This window comes from Shewanella sp. MR-4 (assembly GCF_000014685.1).
GTDB lineage: Bacteria > Pseudomonadota > Gammaproteobacteria > Enterobacterales > Shewanellaceae > Shewanella.
Map to the genome: position 1 here is coordinate 639312 of NC_008321.1, position 23313 is coordinate 662624.

Sequence of the window (23313 nt, forward strand, 5' to 3'; positions counted from 1 at the left end):
TGAGAGCAAACGCTGAAATTGATGATATTTCAGCGTTTATTGAATTAGCTCTGCTTTTTAAAGGCGTGCAAGGTTTTGAGTAGGGTGGCCAGTTGGCGCACTAAGGTTTCCAGTGCTACGGGATCTAGGCTGCTCTGTTGTTGCAGCTTAGTGAGGTCATCCACCAATTCTTGCACATAGGGCAAAAAGCGGTTGCTCGACACCATAAAGCCCTGTTCGGCTGTGAAAATGCTAGTGAATTTCCCATGGCCCGCTTTTTTCAACTCATCTAACTTAGTGTCAGCGTCTATGGCTTGGCGATAGGCGATTTGAAGGTTTTCTTTCAGTTGCTCTATAACCTTAGTGTGTGGCATAACAGCGTCTCATTGCAAAATTTGCAGGAATTATAAGGGGCAAAGGATATGGCAACAAGTCGGTGGCGACTATTACTGGCGCTGTGCGGCGTCGCAATGTTTACCAGTGGACCGAGTTGGGCGGCACAGACGGATAAACCGCCGTTTTATCAGGTGCAATGGCAGGGAAAATCCGCTTACCTTTTGGGTTCAATCCATATTGGTCGTGCCGATTTTTATCCTATGCCGGCGCAAGTGGAGGCGGCATTTACCAAGTCCAAGGGATTGGTGGTTGAAATCGATACTAATAAAATCGACAGCCGCGCCCTATTGCAAAAGTATGGTATGGCGACTCACGCACAGGGGCTCGATTGGCAGAGCCGAGATAAGCAAACGATAGAGGTGATGCGCAACTATTGTGAAGACAAAGCAAGCCTATGTCAGTCGATTCAAGCCTTTGCGCCTTGGTTGCAGGCATCGCAACTTAATCTATTACGCTACAATAGCTTAGGATTTAGTACCGACTATGGTGTCGATATGCAGTTGCTTGGCCGCGCGGGTAAGCCTGTGTATCAGCTAGAGACGGCGGAGTCGCAGTTTCAGTTGCTATCCTCCTTCGATAGCCAAATCCAGTGGTCTATGGTGCGCGAAGCCATTAATGCCTCAGATGCCGAGCTACTCTCACTGGTTGAGGCGTGGCGCTCCGGTGATGAAACTGCGCTGGATACCTTAATGCAGGAGCAGCTCGGCGGTGAGGGCGACACTCTGATACTGGATAAAATTCTTTGGCAGCGCAATAAGGTCATGGCCGATGGCATGATGAGATTAATGACCGCAGAAGCCGCCAGCGAACCGCTATTTGTGGTGGTGGGCGCAGGCCATGTGGTGGGTGATAAAAGCGTAGTTCAGCTACTTAAACAGAAGGGCGCCACCGTAATCGCCTGTTGGCGTGAGCAATGTGACTGATATCGTTGGTCTGATTGAGCATAACTGAAATACTTGGTTTATAAGCGTTTGGTTGCAAATAGCTAAGTTCAAATCAACGGTTTTAAAATAATAAGGACGCCTCTTGCGTCCTTATTGTTTTGCGACATTACTCGGGTGCTTGGGGCGCTGCGGCGCTTTGCCCCAGAAAATGCACATAACGACCGAGCGAAATATAGGGCTCACGTTGGGAATATTCGAGCTCCATCGTCAGCAGCTTTTGATAGTCAAAATCCGCAGGCTGGTGTTTTTTCAAATAGTCGTGAATGACTCGCACGCCTGATTCGCGCAGCAGGGTCATGTGCCATTCGGCAAACCATTGTTTAACATCATGAATATAAAGCGGGTGCGTGGGCGTGAGGCGCACCTTCTTCTTCACCTTAAGATCGGCGGCAACATAGTCGAAATTACCCGACACTAACGCATGGAAGCGCATCGCTTCTTTATTGTAAAACATCAGCGAAAACAGCCCATTGGGCTTAAGCATGGTCAGCAAACCTTCCATGGTGGTTTTCGCATCGGCCAGCCATTCGACTACGGCATGGCAGAGGATAAGATCGAACTTGCCATGTTCGGCGACTGAGAGATCTTGAATCGGTGCGTGAACCAAACGGATTGCCAATGGCGTGTCGCTGGCATCGATTTGTGCTTTCGCTTGGGCGAGCATTTCGGCGGAAATATCGCACAACACCACTTCATGGCCCAGACGTGCCAGCTTTTGGCTGAAATAACCAAAGCCGCCGCCCGCATCTAAAATCCGCAGTTTTTTATCGCCCAATTGCGCCAAGGCGGGAGCAAGATCGCGCCATAACACGGCGGCACGGATTTCACCTTTAGGGGTGCCATAAATGTTCTTCGCGAACTTTTGCGCGAGTTTATCGAAATTCTTATCTTGCACGGGTTAACTAAGTTAAAGACTGGGGGCGATAGTGTGGCACAGGCGTAATATTTTCGCACTCCTAGTGTGGGAATCGTAAACTCATCCTAGTATGGGTTTTTGTAATGTTTTGATTTTCATTGGAATAAAAATCACAGTAAAGTTGGGGATACCCAGAACTCAATCCTCTGGGGTATAATCACGCCGTTTTCGATAAACCTGACTCTTTAGCTGTCCATCCGGTGAGTCAGCATCAGCCCTTTTTAGACACAGTTTTGCCTGCTTTACACTCGTGAGTTTTTTGATTTTCAGATGTTCTGCATCTGGACGGGGTATTTCTGGTTATTCGTGCGTAGGGATAGTTAATTAAAAGGTACTCAGACTTGAATAATGCATATTGTGTTGAATTGAACGCGATGCCCTCGCTGTTTTCTCTTTATCGCAAGATTTTCTTTGGCCGTAAACCTGGTTGGGATCAACAGCCGCTGCCTTATATCAAGGTGTCGGCGCCCAATGTGCAAGTGTCCGAGGCCAAAGTTAGCCAATATGCCCAAGTGTGTGGCTTTAATTTCGACGGTAAATTATTACCGCCAACCTATTTGTATGTGATGGCATTTCGTCTGCACGCGGTGATTTTTACCCACGATGGTATTACCTTCCCGCTGCTGGGGATGATCCATTTAAAGAACCGTATTCAAGTCTATCGTCCGACGACAGTCGATGAAGTGTTCTCCCTCGAATGCGCGTTAACCACCAGCCGTGAAACCGATTCAGGCTTAGAGTTTGAATTTGTCTCTAAGGCCTTTGTGGGCGAAGAGCTGGTGTGGGAATCGCTGTCGACTTACCTCTATCGTATCGAGACCGCGGGTCGTCGCGTTCGTCCTCCTAAGGCGCTTGAGATGGCTTGGGATTCACCCCAATCATGGGAATTGAGTGAAGATTTAGGTCGTCGTTATGCCAAAGCATCAGGCGACTATAACCTGATCCACCTGCATCCTGTGCTGTCCAAACGTTTCGGTTTTGACCGTGTGCTGGCCCACGGTATGTGGTCTAAGGCGCGCTGCTTAGCGGAATTAATGCCTGAGATTGGTGAACGCCCCTTTGTGGTCGATGTGGCCTTTAAGCTGCCGTTACTGATGCCCGCAGAAGTGGGATTTGGTTACGAAACATCACAAGACAAGTGGGTGTTCGAGCTACGTGACAGTAAAGGTCGCAGGCCACATCTCAGTGGTGAAGTGCAGCTTTAAGCATGATGAGTAACGGCGCCTAAGGCGCCGTTTTTGTTGGTGTTGTTTGCAGTGCTAAGGCACGCTGTGTCCGGTTGATGCTTGCCAGATACTAAACCATTGCTGCCTGTCTAGGGTGAGTGACTGTGCGGCCACCGCCGTTTTTATCCTCGCAATATTGCCACTGCCGATAATTGGCACGGGCCGAGTCGGTAACATCCGCACCCAGGCATAAATCACTTGGCTGATATCTTGGGCATCAATCTCATCGGCGATGACCGCTAAGGTTTGCTGCAGGCGAATGGCCTGTGGATGGTTATTATCAAAGATCTTACCGCCGCCCAAACAGGACCAAGCCATAGGCCGAATGCGCCGCTCCTGACATAAATCGAGAGTACCATCGTGCAAACTCGCCATTGTTAGCGGTGAAATTTCGATTTGATTGGTGACTAAGGGGTCAGTTAATCTCGACTGCAATAATGAAAACTGCGCGTTGGTGAAGTTAGATACCCCAAAGTGTTGCACTTTGCCCGCCTGTTTTAAATCAGCAAAGGCTTCGGCCACTTGATCGGCGTCCATTAAAGGATCGGGTCTGTGGATCAGCAATAGATCTAAATAATCGGTTTTCAGCTGCTTTAGTGATTGCTCCACACTGGCAATAATATGTGCCTTGGAGGTGTCGTAGTGGTTTACATAGCGCTCAGGGCGACAATCGAAGGCGGGCTTAATGCCGCATTTGCTGACCAATTGCATCTGTTGCCTTAAGGCGGGTTTTAAGGCTAAGGCCTCACCGAACAGGGTTTCGCACTGGTATTGGCCGTAAATATCGGCGTGATCCATAGTGGTCACACCTAAGTCTAAATATTGTTCTATTAGGTTAAGTCGCTCGGCGGGTGACATTTGCCAACTGTGCATTCGCCAAAAGCCGGCAACAAACTCTGAAAAACTAAAAGGGGATCCGCTCATGTTGTTTCTCTTTTGGGAATCTGTATTTTGTTGGGGAAAGGACCTGAGTCGATTTTTTGATGTAGATTAAGGAATCGCTCATTAACCCTTTCGATGGCTATATATCTTAATGCTAATCACCTAATATTCGCCATATTCAATCAGCCGTTGCTGATACTTACCGATTTTGCATACCTATTTTGTATTTCCTGCTCGCATGCCTAGCGTGGATACCAAAATACCCAAGGGAGAGATGACCCATGCTAACCGATATGGATATTTCGCGCCGTGCGCCCCTAAAAGATATCGCAGTGCTTGGCGCCGAGTTTGGGTTATTGCCCGATGAGATGCAGCTATTTGGCAAGACAAAAGCCAAGGTCGATTTACGTGTGCAGCAGCGCTTAGCAGAGCAGCAACAGGGTAAGCTGATCATTGTCACCGCCGTGACACCAACGCCCCACGGCGAAGGCAAAACCGTCACCACCATTGGCTTAACCCAATCCCTCAAAGCGCTTGGTAACAAGGTGTGCGCCTGTATTCGCCAGCCCAGTATGGGCCCGGTATTTGGGGTGAAAGGTGGTGCAGCTGGTGGCGGTTACGCCCAAGTGGTGCCCATGCAGGAGCTGAATCTGCATCTAACGGGTGATATTCATGCCGTCAGCAATGCCCATAATCTTGGCGCGGCGGCGATAGCCTCTCGGCTATATCATGAAACACGTTTAGGTAAGGCCGAATTTGAGCTGCAGTCTGGGCAGAATTACCTAGATATAGCGCCTAATGGCATCCGTTGGCACAGGGTGGTCGACCATAACGATCGCTGCTTACGTGAAATTGAAGTTGGGCTGGGTGAAAATAATGGCCCAGCTTACACCTCTGGCTTTGATATTACCGCTGCCTCTGAGTTAATGGCGATTCTGGCGCTCAGTCGTAATCTGGCGGATATGCGCGCGCGTATTGGCAAGCTTGTGCTGGCAGTCAATCGTCAAGGTGCGGCTATTAGCGCGGAAGACCTTGGGGTTGCCGGCGCGATGACGGCGATCATGGCGGATGCGGTAAAACCCACCTTGATGCAGACTTTAAACGGTGCGCCTTGTCTTATTCACGCAGGGCCATTTGCGAATATTGCCCATGGCAACTCGTCGGTGATTGCCGACGATATCGCCTTAAAGCTGGCCGATTTTGTGGTGACGGAAGGCGGTTTTGGCTCCGATATGGGGTTTGAGAAATTTTGTAATATCAAGGCGCGCCAGTCGGGATTAACCCCGAGCGCTGCGGTGTTAGTGACTACCTTAAAGGCATTGAAGGCCAATAGCGGCTTAACGTCGGATGCGGATATCAATGCGCCCGACCAAGCCCGTCTCGAGGCGGGATTTGCCAACTTAAACTGGCATATCAACAATGTGGCGCGTTACGGTATTCCCGTTGTGGTGGCTATTAATCGCTTTGCAACCGATACGGATGCCGAGCTTAACTGGTTGATTGAAGCCGTTGCGGGCACTGCCGCCTTTGGCTGCGAGCTTAGCGAGGCTTTCAGCCAAGGTGAGGCGGGGGCATTGGCCTTGGCGCAAACCGTCATGCGCGCCTGTGAGCAGCCAAGCGAGTTTACCCTGCTATATCCCGATGACATGGCGCTTGAGGCGAAATTATCGACCTTAGCTGAAGTCGGCTATGGCGCTGCAGGGGTGAGTTTATCCGAGGCGGCTAAGCTCCAATTACAAGAACTCAGTGCCCTTGGTTACGCCGATTTACCCGTCTGCATGGCAAAAACACCCTTATCCATTAGCCATGACCCTCAACTTAAAGGCGTACCGCAGGGTTTTATCGTGCCAGTGCGCGAGTTAGTGTTAAATGCTGGAGCCGGATTTATTACCGCGCTGGTGGGGAATGTGATGACTATGCCAGGGCTTGGATTAGTTCCTGGCTATTTAAAGATTGATATCGGCGCAGATGGCGAGATTACTGGCTTAGGTTAATCGATTAACAGTTTGAATATCATGAAAAAGGCGCAATCTAGGATTGCGCCTTTTGTTTACTTCTCGCCTTGGCGAAGCGTTATTTACTGGTTTGGTAAATATGTACATCGCGCTGCGGGAAAGGAATGCTGATGCCCTCGGCATCGAAGCGCATTTTCACTTCGCGGGTAATATCCCAATACACATCCCAATAATCTTCGGGTTTAGCCCAAGGACGGACGATAAAGTCGACCGAGGACTCCCCTAAAACGTGCAGCTTAATGAGCGGTGCAGGGATTTTTTGCACCTTAGGATGCGCTTCCACAATCGACTTAAGCACGGCTTCGGCGTGCTCAATATTGTCGCCATAGCCAATGCCGAAGGTCATGTCGACGCGGCGTTGGTGCTCGGCGGTAATATTGTTAATGGTATCACCCCAAATCTTGTTGTTTGGAATAATAAGCCTTTGGTTATCTAACGTTTTAATTGTGGTGGAGACTAGGCTCATATGGCTTACGCGCCCCGTTACACCAGCGGCGCTAATCAAGTCACCCACATCGTAGGGACGATAGATCAAAATCATCATGCCCGAGGCAAAGTTCGAGAGTGAATCCTGCAGGGCGAAACCGATGATCACACCGGCGATACCAAAGCCTGCCAATAACGGGCCTAACTCAATGCCAAGCTGGGAGAGGGCAATCAGTACACCGATAGTGAAGACCGCTTTGCCCGAGAGCGAGGTAAAGAAGTCTTGCAGTAACTTACTGAAATTTAATTTAGAGTTACTAACGGTATTGCTCACAATCTTCTTCGCCAGTTTGCCCGCAAGGCTTGCGACAAACAGGATCATACAGAAGATAAATAGCTTAAAGACTAAAGTCGGGCCATGGTTGATGGACTGTTCTTTGGCCGTATGCAGCCATTGTTCGACTAGGCTTGAGGCCACATCGATACTCAAGACATCCTGAGTGATATCGCCTGAGATACTGAACAGGGTCTTTTTCAGCGAGGCGGTGTTTTGCTCGAGCGCATCGAGTAAGTCGATATCTATGCTAAGGCTCTGGCTATTGAGCGCCAATCTGTCCTTTAGCTGCATGACGCGACTGGTTTGCGCGGCGGTCACATCTTTACCGGCATTAGTGGCGGCGTTAACTGCATTTTGTAACTGCTGCTGGGTAAAAGTGACAAAGCTATCGAAGTTATCGGCGCGACTTAAGAGAATTTGGGTCAGCTCTGCTTTCTGCGCTGCGACATCTTCGCCCATTTGGCCGAGCCAGTTTAAGGTCTCGAGTCGTTGTTTGTAGTTGTTGTCCTTATCGAGCTCACGTTTAGAGATTTCGAGTAAGGTCGACTCATCATCCGCCGAGCCGAGTTTATGGGACAACTTGGTGACGATATCATTGAAGTAGTCGTTGATTTTAAGATTAAATGTCAGCTGCTCTTGCACCAATGCCAACATAAAGGCTTTATCGTAGTTCTCATCTTCTAACAGTACTTTAATCTTATTGCGTAACTGCAATGTCTTGTTTTGAATGCGATATTCAACAATGGTGCGCAATTCACCTTGGGATTGGGATAAGCGCGCAATATCCTCTTTAATCGCTGTTTTTAGCGAAATTAATTCGTTTTGGGCTTCGTTAGGGACGGTAGTGGTTTGAGTGGCGGCAACGGGGTCGGCTGCATCCGTCGCGAAAACCTCGGTACTCAATAGCAGGGGAAAGCTGAGGGCGAACATGAATATGAGTGAGCGGCGCATAGGCGTTATCTTCAATAAAAATAGGTAGGTACATAATAGGAGCTGCGCTAAACACTGTAAAATTAGAACCGCATAAAATGCTATCTGAGTATAAAATTTGTGCGCTGGTTTGCAGCTTTCGCTATGGGAGTGAGGTTTTGAAACCACTGCGCTAATTAGTTCGACTGAGTGGCGGGAAATTCTGATAAACTTAGCGGCCCATGTCGAGGAACCTACTCTAAATGCTGTGCTCCCATTGCCATCAGTCGATCAAAATTGCCCAAATTACCCAACAGCGTGGAAAGGGCTTTCACGCTCAAGTGCAATGTCCCCATTGTTCAGCGTGGCTGGGACACAATCCTAAGCTGTTGAAGTTAAAATTATTTGGCTTTTATGCGAGTGTGCTGACAGGTTTATACAGTTATTTTGATGCCTCGACGCGGCATTTTTTGATCCCAGTGATGATCTTCTGTGTGATGTTACTGCTGGTGAGCCATTTTATGGATCAACTACAAACGATTGAGGCGCCAGAGAAGCAAGACGATAGCGATCAAAGGCAAAAGTATCGCTAGAGGTGAGGGCGTTAGATTAACCGAGTCGAGCCGCGCAGGGGTTATCGCACAGGCTCAACTTGGTTTAGGCTAGGGCTGAGTTATTGGATAACCTGCTCTTGGCTCTCGAGTGAGTGTTCTACGTAATAAATCCCGCCCAAAATTACGGCGCCGAAAATCACTATCCCTAAGATTAACCCTAAGTTTTCACGAAAGAATGCTAGCATTTTTATTGCCTTTATCTGGGTTGAATAGAATGAAAGATTAACTCGATGTCACGCTGGGCACATCATAGTTTTACTGACTTAAGCTAATCTTAAATAACTCTTTTTGCCAACTCGAGCGCGTTCTTACCGGGCACTTTTTCACGCTAAAGTTGCAATGGTAAATATCTTGTAACGCATTGCAGGGGTGTTACCTTATTGCAACTTGCTAGCGGCCTGACTTAAACTTGTGCCACTTTTTTACTATGGGGATGACTGAGTGAGATTGCACAGTCACATAAGACGCACAATTTCGGTATGGCTTGCCGCCGTATTGGTATTGCTGTCTTTTGTTGCCTCAGCCCATAGTGTGACCCACCTTGATGATGGGGCGAAGACGCACTGTACGCTCTGCTTCCATCAACATCAGCTAAATAAAATTCTGTTCACAGCTCCGCAGACGCTAAATTTAGCGATACAGCGATTTGATGTTTGTGAATTTGTCTTACCCGTAACCTTCTCTAAACACGTCAGTGTTTACCTAAGCCGCGCGCCACCCGTTCTCCGCTAAATCAACTTTTACATTTTAACTTATTGTATTTCTTGATGACTTGGATGAGTCATCGAGCGCTAGTTGTATTTTGGAGATATCATGACTGTTTTTAACAACCGAATTTCTTTGGTGGCTTTGGCGTGCGCATTTGCTTCACCGACGTTATTTGCCGCTGACTCAAGTTTAACCAATCCGGCGATCAGCGCAGTGCTGAATGGCTATTATCAAACGGCCGAGCGTCCATTGGCCGAAACCGCCGAAGGATTTGGTTTAGGCGAAACTGAGCTGGCGATGAGCGCCAACATTGACGACATGTTCTACGGCAAAGTCACTGCCGTTGTTGAGATGCACGACGGTGAAACTGAGCTTAATCTCGAAGAAGCCTTTATCCAAACCATGGCGATGCCTGCAGGGTTCTCAATCCGTGGTGGACGTTTCTTATCGGATATCGGTTATTTAAATAACCAACATTTACACACGGATTCATTCACCGACCGTCCTATTGCTTACCGCGCATTTTTCGGTGGCCATTACTTTGACGACGGTGTGCGTTTGAACTTTGTGGCGCCAACGGATCTGTATTGGACCTTAGGCGCCGAAGCTTTTAAGGGCGAGAGTATGCGCGCCGCCGATGAACATGGTGAACGTGAGTTTAAGAATGTGGGCGTATACACCTTTTACACCAAAATCGGCGGTGATATTGGTGACAACAGCTCATGGCAGGCGGGCTTAAGTTACCTACGTAACGAAAATGGTCAAGTGACAGCCCATGAAGAGGGCGATGAGCACGAAGACGAAACCGCCGAGGAAGGCCATGACCACAGCCATGCGGCATCTTACACTGGTAAAAACACCTATGGTGCTGATTTTGTGTATAAATGGGCGCCAAATGGCAACTATAAATACCAAAACCTGACCCTGAGCGGCGAGTATTACCGTGTGACTGACTTTGTGCCGAGCGACCTTCATCCCGAAGATGCGCCGAGCAAGGATTATCATCAAGGTTGGTATCTGAGCAGCGTGTACCAATTCACGCCTAGCTGGTCTGCGGGTGTGCGTTACGGCGAGGTGGATACCCAAGAGCTCCATGGCGATCATTTCCATGGACAGAAGTTAAAGGAATCTGAGGTGAGTCTGGCGTGGCATTCGAGCCATTTCTCGACGGTACGTTTCCAGTACACCAATCAGAAGGGAACTAACTTCGATGGAATCGAAGACGACAATGTTTTCACTGTTCAATACATTATGTCTCTGGGGGCTCACGGTGCGCATCAATTCTAATTTTGTTAAAGCGGCCGCAGCGGCCCTGTCTTTCGCTTGTTCAGGCTTTGCCCACGCAGAGCTGAATGTGTTTGCCTGTGAACCCGAATATGCCGCATTGGCAAAAGAGTTGGCTCCAAACGCCAGCATTTATTCGGCAACCACGGCCTTACAGGATCCGCATCAAGTGCAGGCGCGTCCGAGTTTGATCGCCAAAATGCGCCAAGCGGATCTGGTGGTCTGTGCGGGCGCCGATTTAGAAATCGGTTGGCTGCCAATGCTGCAAATGAAGTCGGCTAACGCTAAGGTTCGCTCTACCGATCAGGGGCTGTTTTTCGCCGCCGATCAAATCGATACCTTAGATAAGTTAGCGAGTGTGGACCGTAGCATGGGGGATGTGCATGCTCAGGGAAATCCGCATATCCACTTCGATCCGACGCGTTTGCTAAGCGTCGCGAATGCGCTCAGCGCTAAGATGAGCCAACTCGACCCGAGCGAGGCGGCGAATTACCAAAAGGCATTAGCGGACTTTAGTACTCGTTGGCAGGCGGCGGTCCCCCGCTGGGAAGAGCAGGCCAAAGCGTTAAAAGGCAAAAAGGTCATCGCCTATCACACCAGTTTTAGATATCTGTTCAACTGGTTGGGGATTGAACAAGCTGCTGATCTTGAGCCTAAACCCGGTCTGGCACCGACTAGCGGTCATTTAGCGAGTTTGCTGAGCCGTGCTGAGCAGGGCGATATTCTGGCGGTAGTTGTGGCGTCCTATCAGGATGAGCGTGGTGCTAAGTGGTTGGGTGAAAAGGCTAATCTACCAGTGCTTATGTTGCCAATGTCGGTAGGTGGCAACGATGCGAGTCAAGATCTCTTCAGCCTCTACGACAGCGCTATTGCCCTCTTAAACGGGGTGAAATAAGCCTATGTTGGATCTGGAACTGATGTCGATCCTGCTGCCAGCATTGACGGCGGGGATCTTAGTGCTCTCAACGCATATTGTACTTGGCAAACAAGTGCTTAAGCGTGGGATCATCTTTATCGATTTAGCCATTGCTCAAGTCGCCGCGTTGGGGGCGATTGTGGCGCACATGGACCACAGGTTAGAAGATATGCCATTTTCTAATGTGTGGATGCCGGCCTTATTCGCCCTTGCGGGGGCGGGTTTTATCGCTTGGTTATCTAAGCGGATGGCGGGTGAGCTAGAAGCGATGATAGGGTGCTTTTACGTGTTGTCGGCGGTGGCGGCCATGCTATTGCTGGCGAACGATCCCCACGGGGCTGAACTGTTAAAGCAATTGATGTCGGGCCAGATCCTTTGGGTGAGTTGGTCGCAATTAGTGTTGCCGACCGTGGTTTATGCGGCGGTGTTAGCGGTGATTTTTCTGCGGCCACAGATCTTAAACGGTGCGGGATTCTATCTGCTGTTTGCGCTGGTAATCACTTTGTCGGTAGAGCTGGTAGGGGTCTATTTAGTGTTTAGCACGCTTATTTTGCCTGCTCTTGCGCTCAACAAGTACCAAGGTAAGAACGGCCTATTTTACGCTTATCTGGTCGGCCTTATGGGTTACTTGCTGGGGCTGGTGCTCTCGGCAACGTTGGACTTACCGAGCGGCGCGGCAATTGTCGCGACTTTAGCCCTTAGTGCCTTGGTCTTCCGTTTAGGCTTAAGTAAAACCGCGGCAGTGCGCTAGGTCGCAAACTAGGTTTTTCGCTTAGTCGTTTAAGCTTAGATATTGATTTAAAAGCCCATCGTCGTGCATGATTGCGCGAGTACCGATGGGCTTTTGTTTGGATTGTTAGCAACTCAGCTTACAGATGTAAACATTATATTGAGTCCCTAGGGCTGGGTGGCTATACTGTCGCCACTTTCATCCTTGGAGTATGTCGTGCTGTTACTCGTCAGATCTGTGTTGTTGGCTGTGTCATTGTTACTCGCGTTTATTTTTGGTGGATTGGTCTGCTTGTTGCGGCCCCGTCACCGTGACAATGTACATATGTTCGCCAAGATCTTCTCATCCGTCGCCCCTATTCTAGGGCTTAAAGTCATAGTGCGTCGGCATAAAGAAATTCAGGATGGCCCTTATATCTTTTTAGGGAACCATCAAAATAACTTCGATCTGTTCACTCATACTAAAGCCGTGCCAAAAAGCACCGTCAGCTTAGGCAAAAAGAGCTTAGTGTGGATCCCGCTATTCGGGCAGATCTACTGGTTATCGGGCAATATTTTGATCGATAGAAAAAATCGCAACAGTGCCTTCGATACCATGGCTAAAACCGCAGAAAAGATTAAACAGAACCGTTTATCAGTGTGGATATTCCCTGAGGGTACCCGCTCACGTGGCCGCGGTTTGCTCCCCTTTAAGGCTGGCGCATTCCATACGGCGATTACCGCTGGGGTGCCGATAGTGCCAGTGCTCGCCTCTTGTCAGAGCCATATTAATTTAAACCGTTGGGATAACGGGGTAGTGATCATTGAGATGATGGCGCCTATCCCGACCGAAGGATTAGACAAAGCCGATGTGAAGGCCTTTTCAGCCCAAGTGTATGAGACTATGTCAGCCAAATTTAACGAGATAAATCGTGAAGCGGCAACATTAATGGGTAAAACTCTCGAAGGCGATGACGTATAATAGCGCCAATTTGAGCCAGTTTTACCTTAACGGAGACAAATCCATGTCTATTGAAAGTCAATTAAAAGCCCAACTTGCCGAGAATCGTGACATAGTGCAAGCCCTGCTTGACGATGGCTCAGAGCCAGATGCGGAATACACCATTGAGCACCATTTCTCATCTAGTAACTTCGACCGCTTAGAAAAAGCCGCCGTTGATGCATTCAAACTCGGTTTTGAAGTCAACGACGCCGAAGAGATGGAGCTGGAAGATGGCTCAGTGATTTTCTGTTTTGATGCTATCGCTTACCACAAGTTGGAAGTGCCATTACTGGATAAAGCGACCGAGCAGTTACTGCAACTCGCGGCTAAGCAAAAAGTGGATTACGACGGTTGGGGCACTTACTTTGTTGGCGATGAAATCGACGATGAAGAAGGTGACGACGAAGAAGACGATGGTTTTCCGCACTAATTGCCGCAATTAAATTAGTAACAAAAAGCCCATCATCGATGGGCTTTTTGGTTTTAGTAACCACTAGTTTGCGCTGTGTGTAGGACGCTACAGTTACGCCCCTTCTGCTTGGCTTCGTATAAGGCTTTGTCTGAGCAAGAAATCCAGCCAGAGCTGCTAGTGATATGTTTGCCAATTTCACACACGCCTAGACTCACTGTGACTTTTATCTTCAGCCCTTCGTACACTATGGTGGAGTCGGCAATTCTTTCCCGCAAACGCTCGGTAAAGTTGAGGGCATCGGCGCCACAGGTATTGGGCATGACCACAGCGAACTCCTCACCACCATAGCGGCCGACACAATCTGTCTCCCGTAATGAATGGCTTAGGATATGGGCGATATGCTGAATCACCTTATCACCCGCGACATGGCCGTAGGTATCGTTGATTCTTTTGAAATGGTCTATGTCTATCATGACCAAGCTCGACATCCCCGAATAACGGGCGTGGAGGTCAAACTCATGCTCTAAACATTGTTGCCAATGGCGGCGATTATGGAGCTGTGTCAGGCCATCGGTCTGGCTGAGGCGTTCTAACTGCTCGTTGGCGGCCTTGAGCTGTAGCTTGTTGACGGCGATGTCGGTGACATCATAAATAATCACGCTGATATGGGTGATTTTTCCGGTTAATGAGGCCAGAGGCAACAGCGTCACGTTCTGGTACATAAAATCGGCCCGTCCGGTAATGGGGCGGTAGTTTTTAAACTGAAACACGTAGGGTCTTTGTTCCCAGCTGATAAAGGCTCGATTTTTCAGCATAAAAACCGATTCCATCTTTTGCTTTAACCAAGTCGCTGGTAGCTCAGGAAAACGGGTGAACAGGTTTTGCCCTTTAATCGAATTAGGGGATACGCCGCTATGGTTTTCCATAAAGCCGTTCCACAGTTGGATATTATAATCGCGATCTAATACCACTAGACCCACTTCGATGGTTTGCACCATATCGATAAGCCAATGGAGTTCGTTCATTGCGCTTTGATCGTTTGACATAAGGTAAAATCCAACTGATTAATCGAGTAAATAACCGAGCTTATAACTGAGCGTCGGAATAGAGTCTTCGGTAAATAGCAGTAACAAATCGCATTGAACATTATGGTTTTCAATACGATAGTTAATCTCCATTGCTAAGGTTCTATGCCATTTTTCCGAGTTATCATGGATAAGATCATTCACCGTACAGTGGCGGCCTAGCACTACAGGGTGAGCCTGGCTGAACTTCATGTCGAGCTGCTCTGAGATCCCGTTTAGGAAGGCGCCAATCAATACGTTGCCTGTGTCGATCAACACTTCAATCTCAGTGCTAATGTCCTCTGGATTGGCTAGCCCCATGAGTTTCGCCATGTCTTGAAAGCTCGAATCGTGGAATAGCAGCAGAGCTTCACCCGCCACGCCTGCACCAATAAATCCTTGGCAGAGGGCTGATACCGTTGAACTTTCTTCCGTCGCTTTGAGGGCCATCGTCAGCTCACTGACTTCGAGCACGTTCACGTTTGGAATAGGTAAGAGGACAAAAACATCGAGAAGTTTGGCTAACAGATCGGCGGCGCGCCCCATGGCGACGTTGGCGATCTCTTGGCAGGCGTCACGCATATCGACTTTGATCATCGGCGTTTCTTCCGCCTGATCTTTCTGCGTTAAGGTGAGGATGCCGTATTCCTGCAGAATATTACTGATGGCGTCGGCACTGACGGGCTTTTGAATAAAATCCAATGCACCTAAGGCTTTAACTCTTTCATGGGCTTTGATCTGAATATCACCCGAGACCACAATAATCAGCGCGGGAAGATCGTTTTGCTGCACGGTTTGCAGCACTTCATAACCATCCATGACTGGCATATTAAGGTCGAGGAAGACAACTTCGCCTTTACCTGCGCGAATGGCATCTAAACCCTCGGCGCCATTGGTAGCGTAGGTGATCTCGACATCCCATTCTTTCGGTAGGGTGCGAGCCATTTGTTTGCGCGCCATGGCGGAGTCGTCACAGATGAGTACAGAGATTGTCATGCTGACTACTGATCCTTAATTGCCCATTTATTGAAGATAACACTAATTCTAAATCTTTGAATGACGAATTAAGCTCTTCGGGCAAGTTTGATTTATAACATCTATATGTAACCTATAGATTTTATTTGTTAATTCAATTTATTTATCTCTCGAGCGCGAGGCGCTGGCAGTAAAAAGCCTTGGAGAATTAAATCAAATTTCGCGAATTTGTCGTAAGCAGGGCATCGATTTTTGCGAATAGCTCGATGCTCAATCCTGCAATAGGCTGTTTCCCCACGGGACCCATCTCGACACGATTATGCAAATTTGTGGGTAAGCAGCGCCGTTGGTGATGCAACCGATGTTCAGAGAAGATGACTCGTTAAAACGACAAGTTGCACCCATGGTTGAACATAAGGGGTTAATACTTTTGAGGTTCTCATGCTTCAGCGCAAGCCTAGCATACTCACCTATTAAAACTTAATGACAGTCGACAGTATTTTGACGCATGTCAAAATTTAGGCTTATGTTACATCCTTTGGTGAATTATTCCAAACGTGTTAACATTTGTTCTGGCCTGACCAGTAACGGAATATTTCATGAGTGAGCCTTGCGTGCAAGTAACGATTGAGAATGGCATTGCATATGTCCAGCTCAATCGACCAGAAAAATATAATGCAATTAACTATTTAATGTTTAGCGAGTTGGATAGAGCGATCAAACGTATTAAATCAAATTCGCAGATTCGACTGGTTATTTTATCTGGAGCCGGAGGCCATTTTAGCTCGGGGCTGGACGTAAAGAGCGTGATGTCGGCACCGATGCAAGCATTCAAATTGCTGTTTAAATGGTTGCCTGGCAATGCCAACTTAGCGCAGAGAGTCTCCCTTGGTTGGCAACGTTTACCCGTGCCCGTCATCGCGGTGTTAGAAGGCTGCTGCTATGGCGGTGGCATGCAAATCGCATTAGGTGCTGATTTTAGAATAGCGAGCCCTGACAGCAAGTTATCTATTATGGAAGCCAAATGGGGGCTCGTGCCGGACATGGCAGGCTTAGTGGCGCTGAGGCAAATAATGCCCAAGGATCAGGCGATGTTACTCAGCCTTACGGCCAAAGTGTTGTCGGGCGAAGAGGCGAGTCGCTTAGGGTTAGTGACTCAGCTAAGTGATCATCCGATGTTAAGCGCGCAGCAATTGGCTCAGGAACTTCTCAATACTTCCCCCGATGCCGCAGCGGCGATCAAGTTGAGCATCAATCGCAGCTGGACGGCTTCGATTCGTGCACTTCTTTGCCGTGAGTCGTGGAGCCAAGTGAGACTGTTACTCGGTAAAAATCGCGCGATTGCAGCGACGCGTCAGCTAAAGGATCCCAACAAAGCCTATCAAGATCGCCAATCGGGTTGGTAGCAGTGCAATTCTATCTCGATAACGCCCCATAACGGATGACTTAAGCTTTAGAAAGGCTTGCACCTCAATGGGCGCCGCTCATACGGGCGGCGAATCCCCTTATGGCGCTCAAACAGTTCTGCCATGCACTCTCGTTATCCAGATTTAATGCTAATGTCGTTTGCCGATAATTCGGCGCCTCTAATGTCACGGCAAGGCTTTTGCGTTGCTCCGCCGTTTCTAACGATGCGGGGTGACCATCGGGCGATTGAATATCGAGTATTGGTATAGTGAGCTTGGCCAGTTTTTCGGCAAGGGCTTGGTTACGCGCCTCATCTTCGCTGTAGGGGTTGATGACGATTAATACATCGGGATCGGCAATTTTCTTTTGGCTTAATAGACTTATCAATAATCCCGCACTTTGATCGGCGGTGATCAGCACCCGTTTACCGGGAAAGTCGGTGCCTACGCTGTCGAGCTGAGACATGCTTTTGACTAAAAAGTCTTCCTGTTCAAGCAAATGCTTATTGCTCTGCTCGGGTTTCACTTTTTGGCTCGGTTTATTCGAAGGACTGCTTAACTGCGCCGCCCCTGCGGAGGTCACTTCGGTCGCCGGAGTGGCAAAGTTGGGTGCGGGCGGCTCTGTGGGCGGGGTAAGGCTTAAACTGGCCCAGCCGGCAGCATTAATATTACGTCTGACAAACGCCATTAATCCGGGCGCATCGGCGGTGCCATTGGTGGCGGGTAAGATAATCGCAGCGCCAAGTTTTTTGCGGCCTTCCCATGAACGAACTAAGAGTTCGAGCGGCTGATCATCTATGGTGATCTGCTTGATTTCACTCGCGGGTAAATAACTGCTCGTTCTTTTCGCCGCAGCTTGCCCATTGGGCGCTTTGCTAGCTTGGTTCGTCTCGGGGTTTTGGGGAGTTGTCCCTGGCGCCTGCGGGCTGGATTCAGGTGCAGATTCAGGAGCCTGAGTACTTGTTTCTGGCGCCTGAGTATTGGGGTCAGGAGCTTGAGTGCTGGGATCGGCGGCGAATAAGCTCGCACTGGCGAGAGCTAAGGCTAGGCTCAATACCGAGGGGATAATACGCGCCATAGAATTGATAACCACCTGTGTAGTCTCATAAATTCAATTAGCTAGAGTATAACCTGAAGCAGCGTAGCAGAAGCAATTTTTGCTTGAGCTCGTGACGGCACCGCGCACAGCAGTGCCTAGGCCCAGCCTACAGCCATACTTATCGTGAAGATAAAATAAAAACGCCCAGCATTTGCTGGGCGTTTGCATATTCGCTTAAGCGAGCCTGAGGAGGCTCTTGCTTATCGTCATTGCGGATTAGACATGGCTAACCAGTACCATACGAATCGCGTCGAGCTGTAGCTGACTCGCGTTGAGGTAAGTACTCAGCTCCTGCATCTGATTACGCAGGTATTCCAACTCTTCCTCACGGATATTCGGGTTAACCGCTTTCAAGGACTCTAAACGGTCCAATTCGCCCGTCAGTTGGCTGGTCATTTTCTCACGCGCCTGCGCCACTAACTCGTCCACCGCGGCTTGGGCATATTCTTCGCCCTTAGCAAATAATGGATGCAGAATCGGTTGTGATGCTGTGACTAACTTGCTGCCAATATGGCGGTTAACCGCGCTTAACTGTTTGTCAAAGCTGGTGTAATCCACCTTAGCGGATAAATCGTTGCCGTTTTTATCCAGCAGTACGCGGATAGGCGTCGGTGGCAGATAACGATATAACTGGCTCGATTTAGGCGCCGAAGCATCCGCCATGTAGATCAGTTCTAAGAACAGGGTGCCTGCGGGTAAGGCTTTGTTTTTCAAAATCGCGACGCTCGTCGTGCCTGTGTCAGAGCCAGTGATCAGATCTAAGCCTGTTTGCACTAACGGGTGCTCTTGGGTGATCAGGGCGATATCGTCACGGGAGAGCGCAGTATCACGGTCAAAGGTGACCGTCACGCCATCCTCATGTAGACCCGGATAGGTTGGGAACATCATGTGTTCACTTGGACGCAGGATGATAGAGTTTTCACCTTTATCTTCTTGATCGACACCGATAATGTCCCACAAGCGGATCACCGAACCAATCAGTTTAGTGTCCTGATCGCTTTGGGCTAAACGCTCGACAATCGCCTTGGCCTTATCGCCGCCGTGGGAGTTGATTTCCAGCAGCTTATCGCGGCCTTGCTCCATAGCGTGTTTCAGTTCTTTGTAACGGCTTTGGGTGTGGTTGAGCAGATTGGTCAGCTCATCTTCATCCCCACCGACGAGAACATTCAACAGATCTTCGGCAAATTCACTGTACAGCACATGGCCACTCGGACAGGTCAGCTCGAAGGCATTCAGACCTTGGTGATACCAGTTGAGCAGACGCTCCTGCGCCGTATCTTGCAGATAAGGCAGGTGAATTTGGATATCGTTCTTCTGCCCGATACGGTCTAGACGGCCGATACGTTGCTCTAATAAATCTGGGTTCAATGGCAGATCGAACAGCACTAAGTGGCTGGCGAACTGGAAGTTACGACCTTCGGAGCCGATTTCAGAACAGATCAGTGCTTGGGCGCCGCCTTCTTCTTGGGCGAAGTAGGCACCCGCCTTGTCGCGCTCGATGATCGACATGCCTTCGTGGAAAACGGTGGCTTGGATGCCTTCACGGGTACGCAGGGCTTCTTCTAAGCTCAGGGCGGTATCGGCGCCACTGGCGATGATCAACACTTTCTTGCTGCGGTGCGACTTTAAGAATTCGATTAACCAATCCACGCGAGGATCGAACTTCCACCAACTGGCGCTGTTATCTTCAAATTCTTGGTAAAGTTTTTCAGGGCTTAGGGCTTGTGCCGCTTTCGCTTCTAAGGTCTTACGACCACCCATCATCTCATTTACGCGGGCAGCGGTAAGATACTGCTCAGGCATTGCATGGGGATAGGCGTTGAAAATACGTTTCGGGAAGCCTTTTACCGAGGCGCGGCTGTTGCGATACAGCACGCGGCCTGTGCCGTGACGATCGAGCAATTCTTGCAGTAACTCGCTGCGAGCCGCTTGTTGCAGTTCGCTATCGATATCTTCGGCTTGAATTAAACGAATGCTCGGCGCTATGTCTTTCTCGCTGAGTAATTCGGTGAGGCTGTTGATGGCGGCATCGGATAATTTTGCGTCGCCCGCTAAGGCTTCGGCGGCAACGGCGACATCTTTGTAGCTGTTTTCTTCGGCGAGGAAGGCATCGTAGTCGTAGAAACGATCTGGGTCGAGTAGGCGCAGACGCGCAAAGTGGCTCTCATGGCCGAGTTGATCCGGCGTTGCCGTTAATAACAATACGCCAGGCACTACTTCGCTTAATGCTTCAACCACTTGGTAGGCACGGCTCGGGGCTTCTTCGGTCCACTCTAAGTGGTGAGCCTCGTCGACGACCAGCAGATCCCAGTCGGCATCGAGTGCTTGGTCGAGACGTTTCTTTTTACGCAGTAATTCGAGGGAACAAATCACTAACTGCTCGGTGTAGAAAGGGTTGTCATGGTCGGCAAAGGCTTCGACACAACGGTCTTCATCAAATACTGAGAAGCGCAGGTTAAAGCGGCGCAGCATTTCCACTAACCACTGATGGCGCAGGGTATCCGGTACAATGATCAGCACTCGTTCGGCGCGGCCAGTGAGCAGTTGTTGATGGATAATCAGACCCGCTTCGATGGTTTTACCTAAACCCACTTCGTCGGCCAGCAATACACGCGGCGCATAACGGCGACCCACTTCATGGGCAATCCACATCTGGTGGGGGATAAGGCCGACGCGTGGACCTTGTAAGCCGAGTAAATCTGAGGTCGCCAATTGATGACGCAGTAACTGGCATTGGTAACGAATACCGAAACGGTCGAGGCGGTCAATCTGACCGGCAAACAGGCGATCCTGGGGTTTGTTAAAGCGAATGTTGTGGTTTAACAGGGTCTCACGCAGGCTGGCTTTCTCACCTGTTTCGCTGTGGATTCCGTGGTAGACGACGAGGCCGTCTTTTTCGGTGAGTTCTTCAATCGCGAGGCTCCAGCCTTCATGGCTTTCAACCGTATCGCCAGGGTTGTATATGACACGGGTCAGGGGGGCTTCGTTGCGCGAGAACATACGATTCTCACCAGTCGCAGGGAATAACACTGTGACCATACGGCCTTCAACTTGTACGACTGTTCCTAAACCAAGCTCTGACTCGGTATCACTTATCCAACGTTGTCCTAAGGCAAACGGCATCTTAAATTCTCATCTCTGGGCGGACTCTAACAAAGGGCGCGTATGTTATATCAATACTAGGGATATTTGAATCGCCCTCTCACCCGTTAGAGCCTAATTCTCCACACTCTAGATTACAAATTGAACAGTGAAGAAAAATCTCTATAGTCCTTCGATGATTTGTCATGCTACTGTCATATCGAGGGACCTACACTGCCCTCGAGTCACCGACTTAAACACAGGTTCATTCGGTTGGCATTCAGAGAGAATGGTGCCAATATTAGTTTAAGCCGCTAGCCGTCTTTATTAAGTAGAGGCTTGAACTTTAAGATCATTCTTTAGCTCGCCAACTGACATAGGAGCCATATCCACTCACCGGGAAAGAGATGTAGCATAAAAACAATCGAGCACTCTGGAGGCGCCATGGAACAAGACGACAGAAAGTTGTTTGTACTGGATACCAATGTGTTACTACATGAACCTTTGGCGATCTATTCGTTTAAAGAGCACGATGTGGTCATTCCGATGACAGTGCTAGAAGAGCTAGACCAGATTAAAGATCGAAAGAGTGATGTGAGTCGGGATGCTAGGGTCGCCATACGGGCGCTGGAAGATACCCTAGGCGGTGATACAACACCGGAACAAATCATTAATGGTGTCCCTTTACCGAGCCGAGAAGGGCATGCCGATGCGATAGGGGCGCTGTCTATTTTCCCTGACCATCTTGTCGATTTTACCCTAGGCGCCCTGCCGGGGGATGGCAACGATAACCGCATTATCAATACCGCTCTACACCTGCAAAACCTCCACCATCCACGTACCGTGGTGTTAGTTACCAAAGATATCAATATGCGTCTTAAGGCCAAGGGCGCGGGCATTCAATTGGTTGAGGATTATCGAACCGACCAGCTGATCGATGATATTCGTTTCCTTAGCAAGGGCTTTTATCAATTCGAAGGGAATTTTTGGGAGCATTTAAACAAGGTATCCACCGAGCGCCATGGTCGACATACGATTCACGAAGTCCCACTGAAAGATTTAGATAACGAACCCTTCTACATAAACCAGTATCTGATTGATGCCGAATCTGATTTTTGTGGCCGCGTCACCGAGCGTAGCGATACCCATCTGCATATTTTAGACCTGGGCCGCGAGCGCTTAAAAAACCTCGAGGCGTGGGGCGTTAAACCTAAGAATGTTTACCAAGGGATGGCGTTGCAGGCGCTGCTCGATCCCGATATCGATCTGGTGATCTTAACGGGACCCGCCGGTTGCGGTAAAACCCTGCTGGCAATGGCGGCGGCACTTGAGCTAGTAGTGGAGCGTAATCGCTACGATAAGGTCATTGTGACTCGTAATACGCCAGAAATTGCCGAGTCCATCGGCTTCTTACCCGGCACCGAAGAAGAGAAGATGATGCCATGGCTGGCGGCGATTACCGATACCTTAGAAGTGCTGCATAAGAATGATGTGAATCCGACTGGCAGTTTGAACTACATCATGGAGAAGGCGAATATCCAATTTAAGTCGATCAACTTTATGCGCGGCCGCTCGATCCAAAACTCCATCGTGCTCTTGGATGAATGTCAAAACCTGACGGCGTCGCAGATCAAAACCATGATCACTCGGATGGGAGAAGGCACAAAATTGATTTGTTGCGGTAACTTAGCGCAGATCGATTCGAATTATCTCACCGCAGTGACCTCGGGTTTAACCTACATAGTCGAACGCTTTAAGGACTTTGAAGGCAGCGCCAACCTGTACTTGAATGGGGTGGTACGTTCACGCTTGGCCGAATACGCCGAAGAACATCTCTAACTATTTACTTTATTGTTACAAAAGGTCTCACTCGTGGGACCTTTGTTTTTACGCATTTCTATGATTTTTCAATCAACTAATCATAGACTTTGACAGCCTTCGTACGGCAATTATTTGATGCGACTCGGGGTTTCTTCCTGCTAATATATGAAGCCATAAATGTACTCAGTCACT

Annotated in this window: 21 protein-coding genes; 12 read left to right on the forward strand and 9 right to left on the reverse strand. The window is 49.1% G+C overall.

Annotated elements, in window-relative coordinates; all coding sequences use genetic code 11:
* Nucleotides 1–44 precede the first annotated feature (44 nt).
* Nucleotides 45–353 carry a hypothetical protein gene (locus SHEWMR4_RS02910; protein ID WP_011621358.1) on the reverse strand — a complete coding sequence of 103 codons (309 nt, stop codon included), beginning with the start codon at nt 351–353 and terminating at the stop codon, nt 45–47.
* A 48-nt stretch (nt 354–401) separates the two neighbouring features.
* Between SHEWMR4_RS02910 and SHEWMR4_RS02915 the strand changes: the two genes are divergently transcribed.
* Complete coding sequence (locus tag SHEWMR4_RS02915; protein WP_011621359.1) at nt 402–1298, forward strand: TraB/GumN family protein; 897 nt, start codon at nt 402–404, stop codon at nt 1296–1298.
* 127 nt (nt 1299–1425) lie between these two features.
* On the opposite strand, the gene SHEWMR4_RS02920 is transcribed toward SHEWMR4_RS02915, so the two are convergent.
* Complete coding sequence (locus tag SHEWMR4_RS02920; RefSeq protein WP_011621360.1) at nt 1426–2214, reverse strand: methyltransferase domain-containing protein; 789 nt, start codon at nt 2212–2214, stop codon at nt 1426–1428.
* Between the two features lie 395 nt (nt 2215–2609).
* On the opposite strand from SHEWMR4_RS02920, the gene SHEWMR4_RS02925 reads away from it, so the two are divergent.
* Nucleotides 2610–3440 carry a MaoC/PaaZ C-terminal domain-containing protein gene (locus tag SHEWMR4_RS02925; protein WP_083757964.1) on the forward strand — a complete coding sequence of 277 codons (831 nt, stop codon included), beginning with the start codon at nt 2610–2612 and terminating at the stop codon, nt 3438–3440.
* Between the two features lie 54 nt (nt 3441–3494).
* Here the strand turns inward: SHEWMR4_RS02925 and SHEWMR4_RS02930 are convergent, their stop codons facing one another.
* The gene (locus SHEWMR4_RS02930) at nt 3495–4385 is read right to left on the reverse strand and encodes an aldo/keto reductase (protein WP_011621362.1); all 891 of its coding nucleotides are present in this window, start codon (nt 4383–4385) and stop codon (nt 3495–3497) included.
* Nucleotides 4386–4624: 239 nt separating this feature from the next.
* On the opposite strand from SHEWMR4_RS02930, the gene SHEWMR4_RS02935 reads away from it, so the two are divergent.
* Nucleotides 4625–6337 carry a formate--tetrahydrofolate ligase gene (locus SHEWMR4_RS02935; protein WP_011621363.1) on the forward strand — a complete coding sequence of 571 codons (1713 nt, stop codon included), beginning with the start codon at nt 4625–4627 and terminating at the stop codon, nt 6335–6337.
* A gap of 79 nt (nt 6338–6416) precedes the next feature.
* Here the strand turns inward: SHEWMR4_RS02935 and SHEWMR4_RS02940 are convergent, their stop codons facing one another.
* Complete coding sequence (locus tag SHEWMR4_RS02940; RefSeq protein WP_011621364.1) at nt 6417–8072, reverse strand: mechanosensitive ion channel family protein; 1656 nt, start codon at nt 8070–8072, stop codon at nt 6417–6419.
* A gap of 221 nt (nt 8073–8293) precedes the next feature.
* Between SHEWMR4_RS02940 and SHEWMR4_RS02945 the strand changes: the two genes are divergently transcribed.
* The gene (locus tag SHEWMR4_RS02945) at nt 8294–8623 is read left to right on the forward strand and encodes a hypothetical protein (protein ID WP_011621365.1); all 330 of its coding nucleotides are present in this window, start codon (nt 8294–8296) and stop codon (nt 8621–8623) included.
* Nucleotides 8624–8703: 80 nt separating this feature from the next.
* On the opposite strand, the gene SHEWMR4_RS21175 is transcribed toward SHEWMR4_RS02945, so the two are convergent.
* A complete protein-coding gene (locus SHEWMR4_RS21175) occupies nt 8704–8829 on the reverse strand; it encodes a hypothetical protein (RefSeq protein ID WP_011621366.1) in 126 nt (41 codons plus the stop codon).
* 256 nt (nt 8830–9085) lie between these two features.
* Here SHEWMR4_RS21175 and SHEWMR4_RS21035 point away from each other — a divergent pair, with 256 nt between their 5' ends.
* The 6 genes from SHEWMR4_RS21035 (at nt 9086) to rraB (ending at nt 13693) form a co-directional block, all read left to right on the forward strand.
* The gene (locus SHEWMR4_RS21035) at nt 9086–9376 is read left to right on the forward strand and encodes a hypothetical protein (RefSeq protein ID WP_011621367.1); all 291 of its coding nucleotides are present in this window, start codon (nt 9086–9088) and stop codon (nt 9374–9376) included.
* Between the two features lie 81 nt (nt 9377–9457).
* On the forward strand, nt 9458–10639 hold the full coding sequence (locus SHEWMR4_RS02960; protein WP_011621368.1) for a membrane protein: 1182 nt from the start codon (nt 9458–9460) through the stop codon (nt 10637–10639).
* Nucleotides 10623–11531, forward strand: a complete 909-nt coding sequence (locus SHEWMR4_RS02965; protein WP_011621369.1) for a metal ABC transporter solute-binding protein, Zn/Mn family — start codon at nt 10623–10625, stop codon at nt 11529–11531. Before SHEWMR4_RS02960 ends, SHEWMR4_RS02965 begins: the two co-directional genes overlap by 17 nt.
* A 4-nt stretch (nt 11532–11535) precedes the next feature.
* Complete coding sequence (locus SHEWMR4_RS02970; RefSeq protein ID WP_011621370.1) at nt 11536–12303, forward strand: metal ABC transporter permease; 768 nt, start codon at nt 11536–11538, stop codon at nt 12301–12303.
* A 195-nt stretch (nt 12304–12498) separates the two neighbouring features.
* Nucleotides 12499–13242 (forward strand): 1-acylglycerol-3-phosphate O-acyltransferase, encoded by a 744-nt coding sequence (locus SHEWMR4_RS02975; RefSeq protein WP_041408682.1) that lies wholly within the window; start codon nt 12499–12501, stop codon nt 13240–13242.
* Between the two features lie 43 nt (nt 13243–13285).
* Nucleotides 13286–13693: a ribonuclease E inhibitor RraB gene (rraB, locus tag SHEWMR4_RS02980; protein ID WP_011621372.1), complete on the forward strand. Its 408-nt coding sequence runs from the start codon at nt 13286–13288 to the stop codon at nt 13691–13693.
* 53 nt (nt 13694–13746) lie between these two features.
* Here the strand turns inward: rraB and SHEWMR4_RS02985 are convergent, their stop codons facing one another.
* On the reverse strand, nt 13747–14721 hold the full coding sequence (locus tag SHEWMR4_RS02985) for a GGDEF domain-containing protein (RefSeq protein WP_011621373.1): 975 nt from the start codon (nt 14719–14721) through the stop codon (nt 13747–13749).
* An 18-nt stretch (nt 14722–14739) separates the two neighbouring features.
* The gene (locus tag SHEWMR4_RS02990) at nt 14740–15735 is read right to left on the reverse strand and encodes a response regulator (protein WP_011621374.1); all 996 of its coding nucleotides are present in this window, start codon (nt 15733–15735) and stop codon (nt 14740–14742) included.
* A gap of 578 nt (nt 15736–16313) precedes the next feature.
* On the opposite strand from SHEWMR4_RS02990, the gene SHEWMR4_RS02995 reads away from it, so the two are divergent.
* Nucleotides 16314–17120: a crotonase/enoyl-CoA hydratase family protein gene (locus SHEWMR4_RS02995; protein ID WP_011621375.1), complete on the forward strand. Its 807-nt coding sequence runs from the start codon at nt 16314–16316 to the stop codon at nt 17118–17120.
* Between the two features lie 64 nt (nt 17121–17184).
* Here the strand turns inward: SHEWMR4_RS02995 and SHEWMR4_RS03000 are convergent, their stop codons facing one another.
* Nucleotides 17185–18198 (reverse strand): DUF3530 family protein, encoded by a 1014-nt coding sequence (locus SHEWMR4_RS03000; RefSeq protein WP_011621376.1) that lies wholly within the window; start codon nt 18196–18198, stop codon nt 17185–17187.
* Between the two features lie 237 nt (nt 18199–18435).
* Entirely contained in the window at nt 18436–21342 is a 2907-nt protein-coding gene (rapA, locus tag SHEWMR4_RS03005) for an RNA polymerase-associated protein RapA (RefSeq protein WP_011621377.1), read from the reverse strand.
* Between the two features lie 402 nt (nt 21343–21744).
* On the opposite strand from rapA, the gene SHEWMR4_RS03010 reads away from it, so the two are divergent.
* The gene (locus SHEWMR4_RS03010; protein ID WP_011621378.1) at nt 21745–23139 is read left to right on the forward strand and encodes a PhoH family protein; all 1395 of its coding nucleotides are present in this window, start codon (nt 21745–21747) and stop codon (nt 23137–23139) included.
* Nucleotides 23140–23313 lie beyond the last annotated feature (174 nt).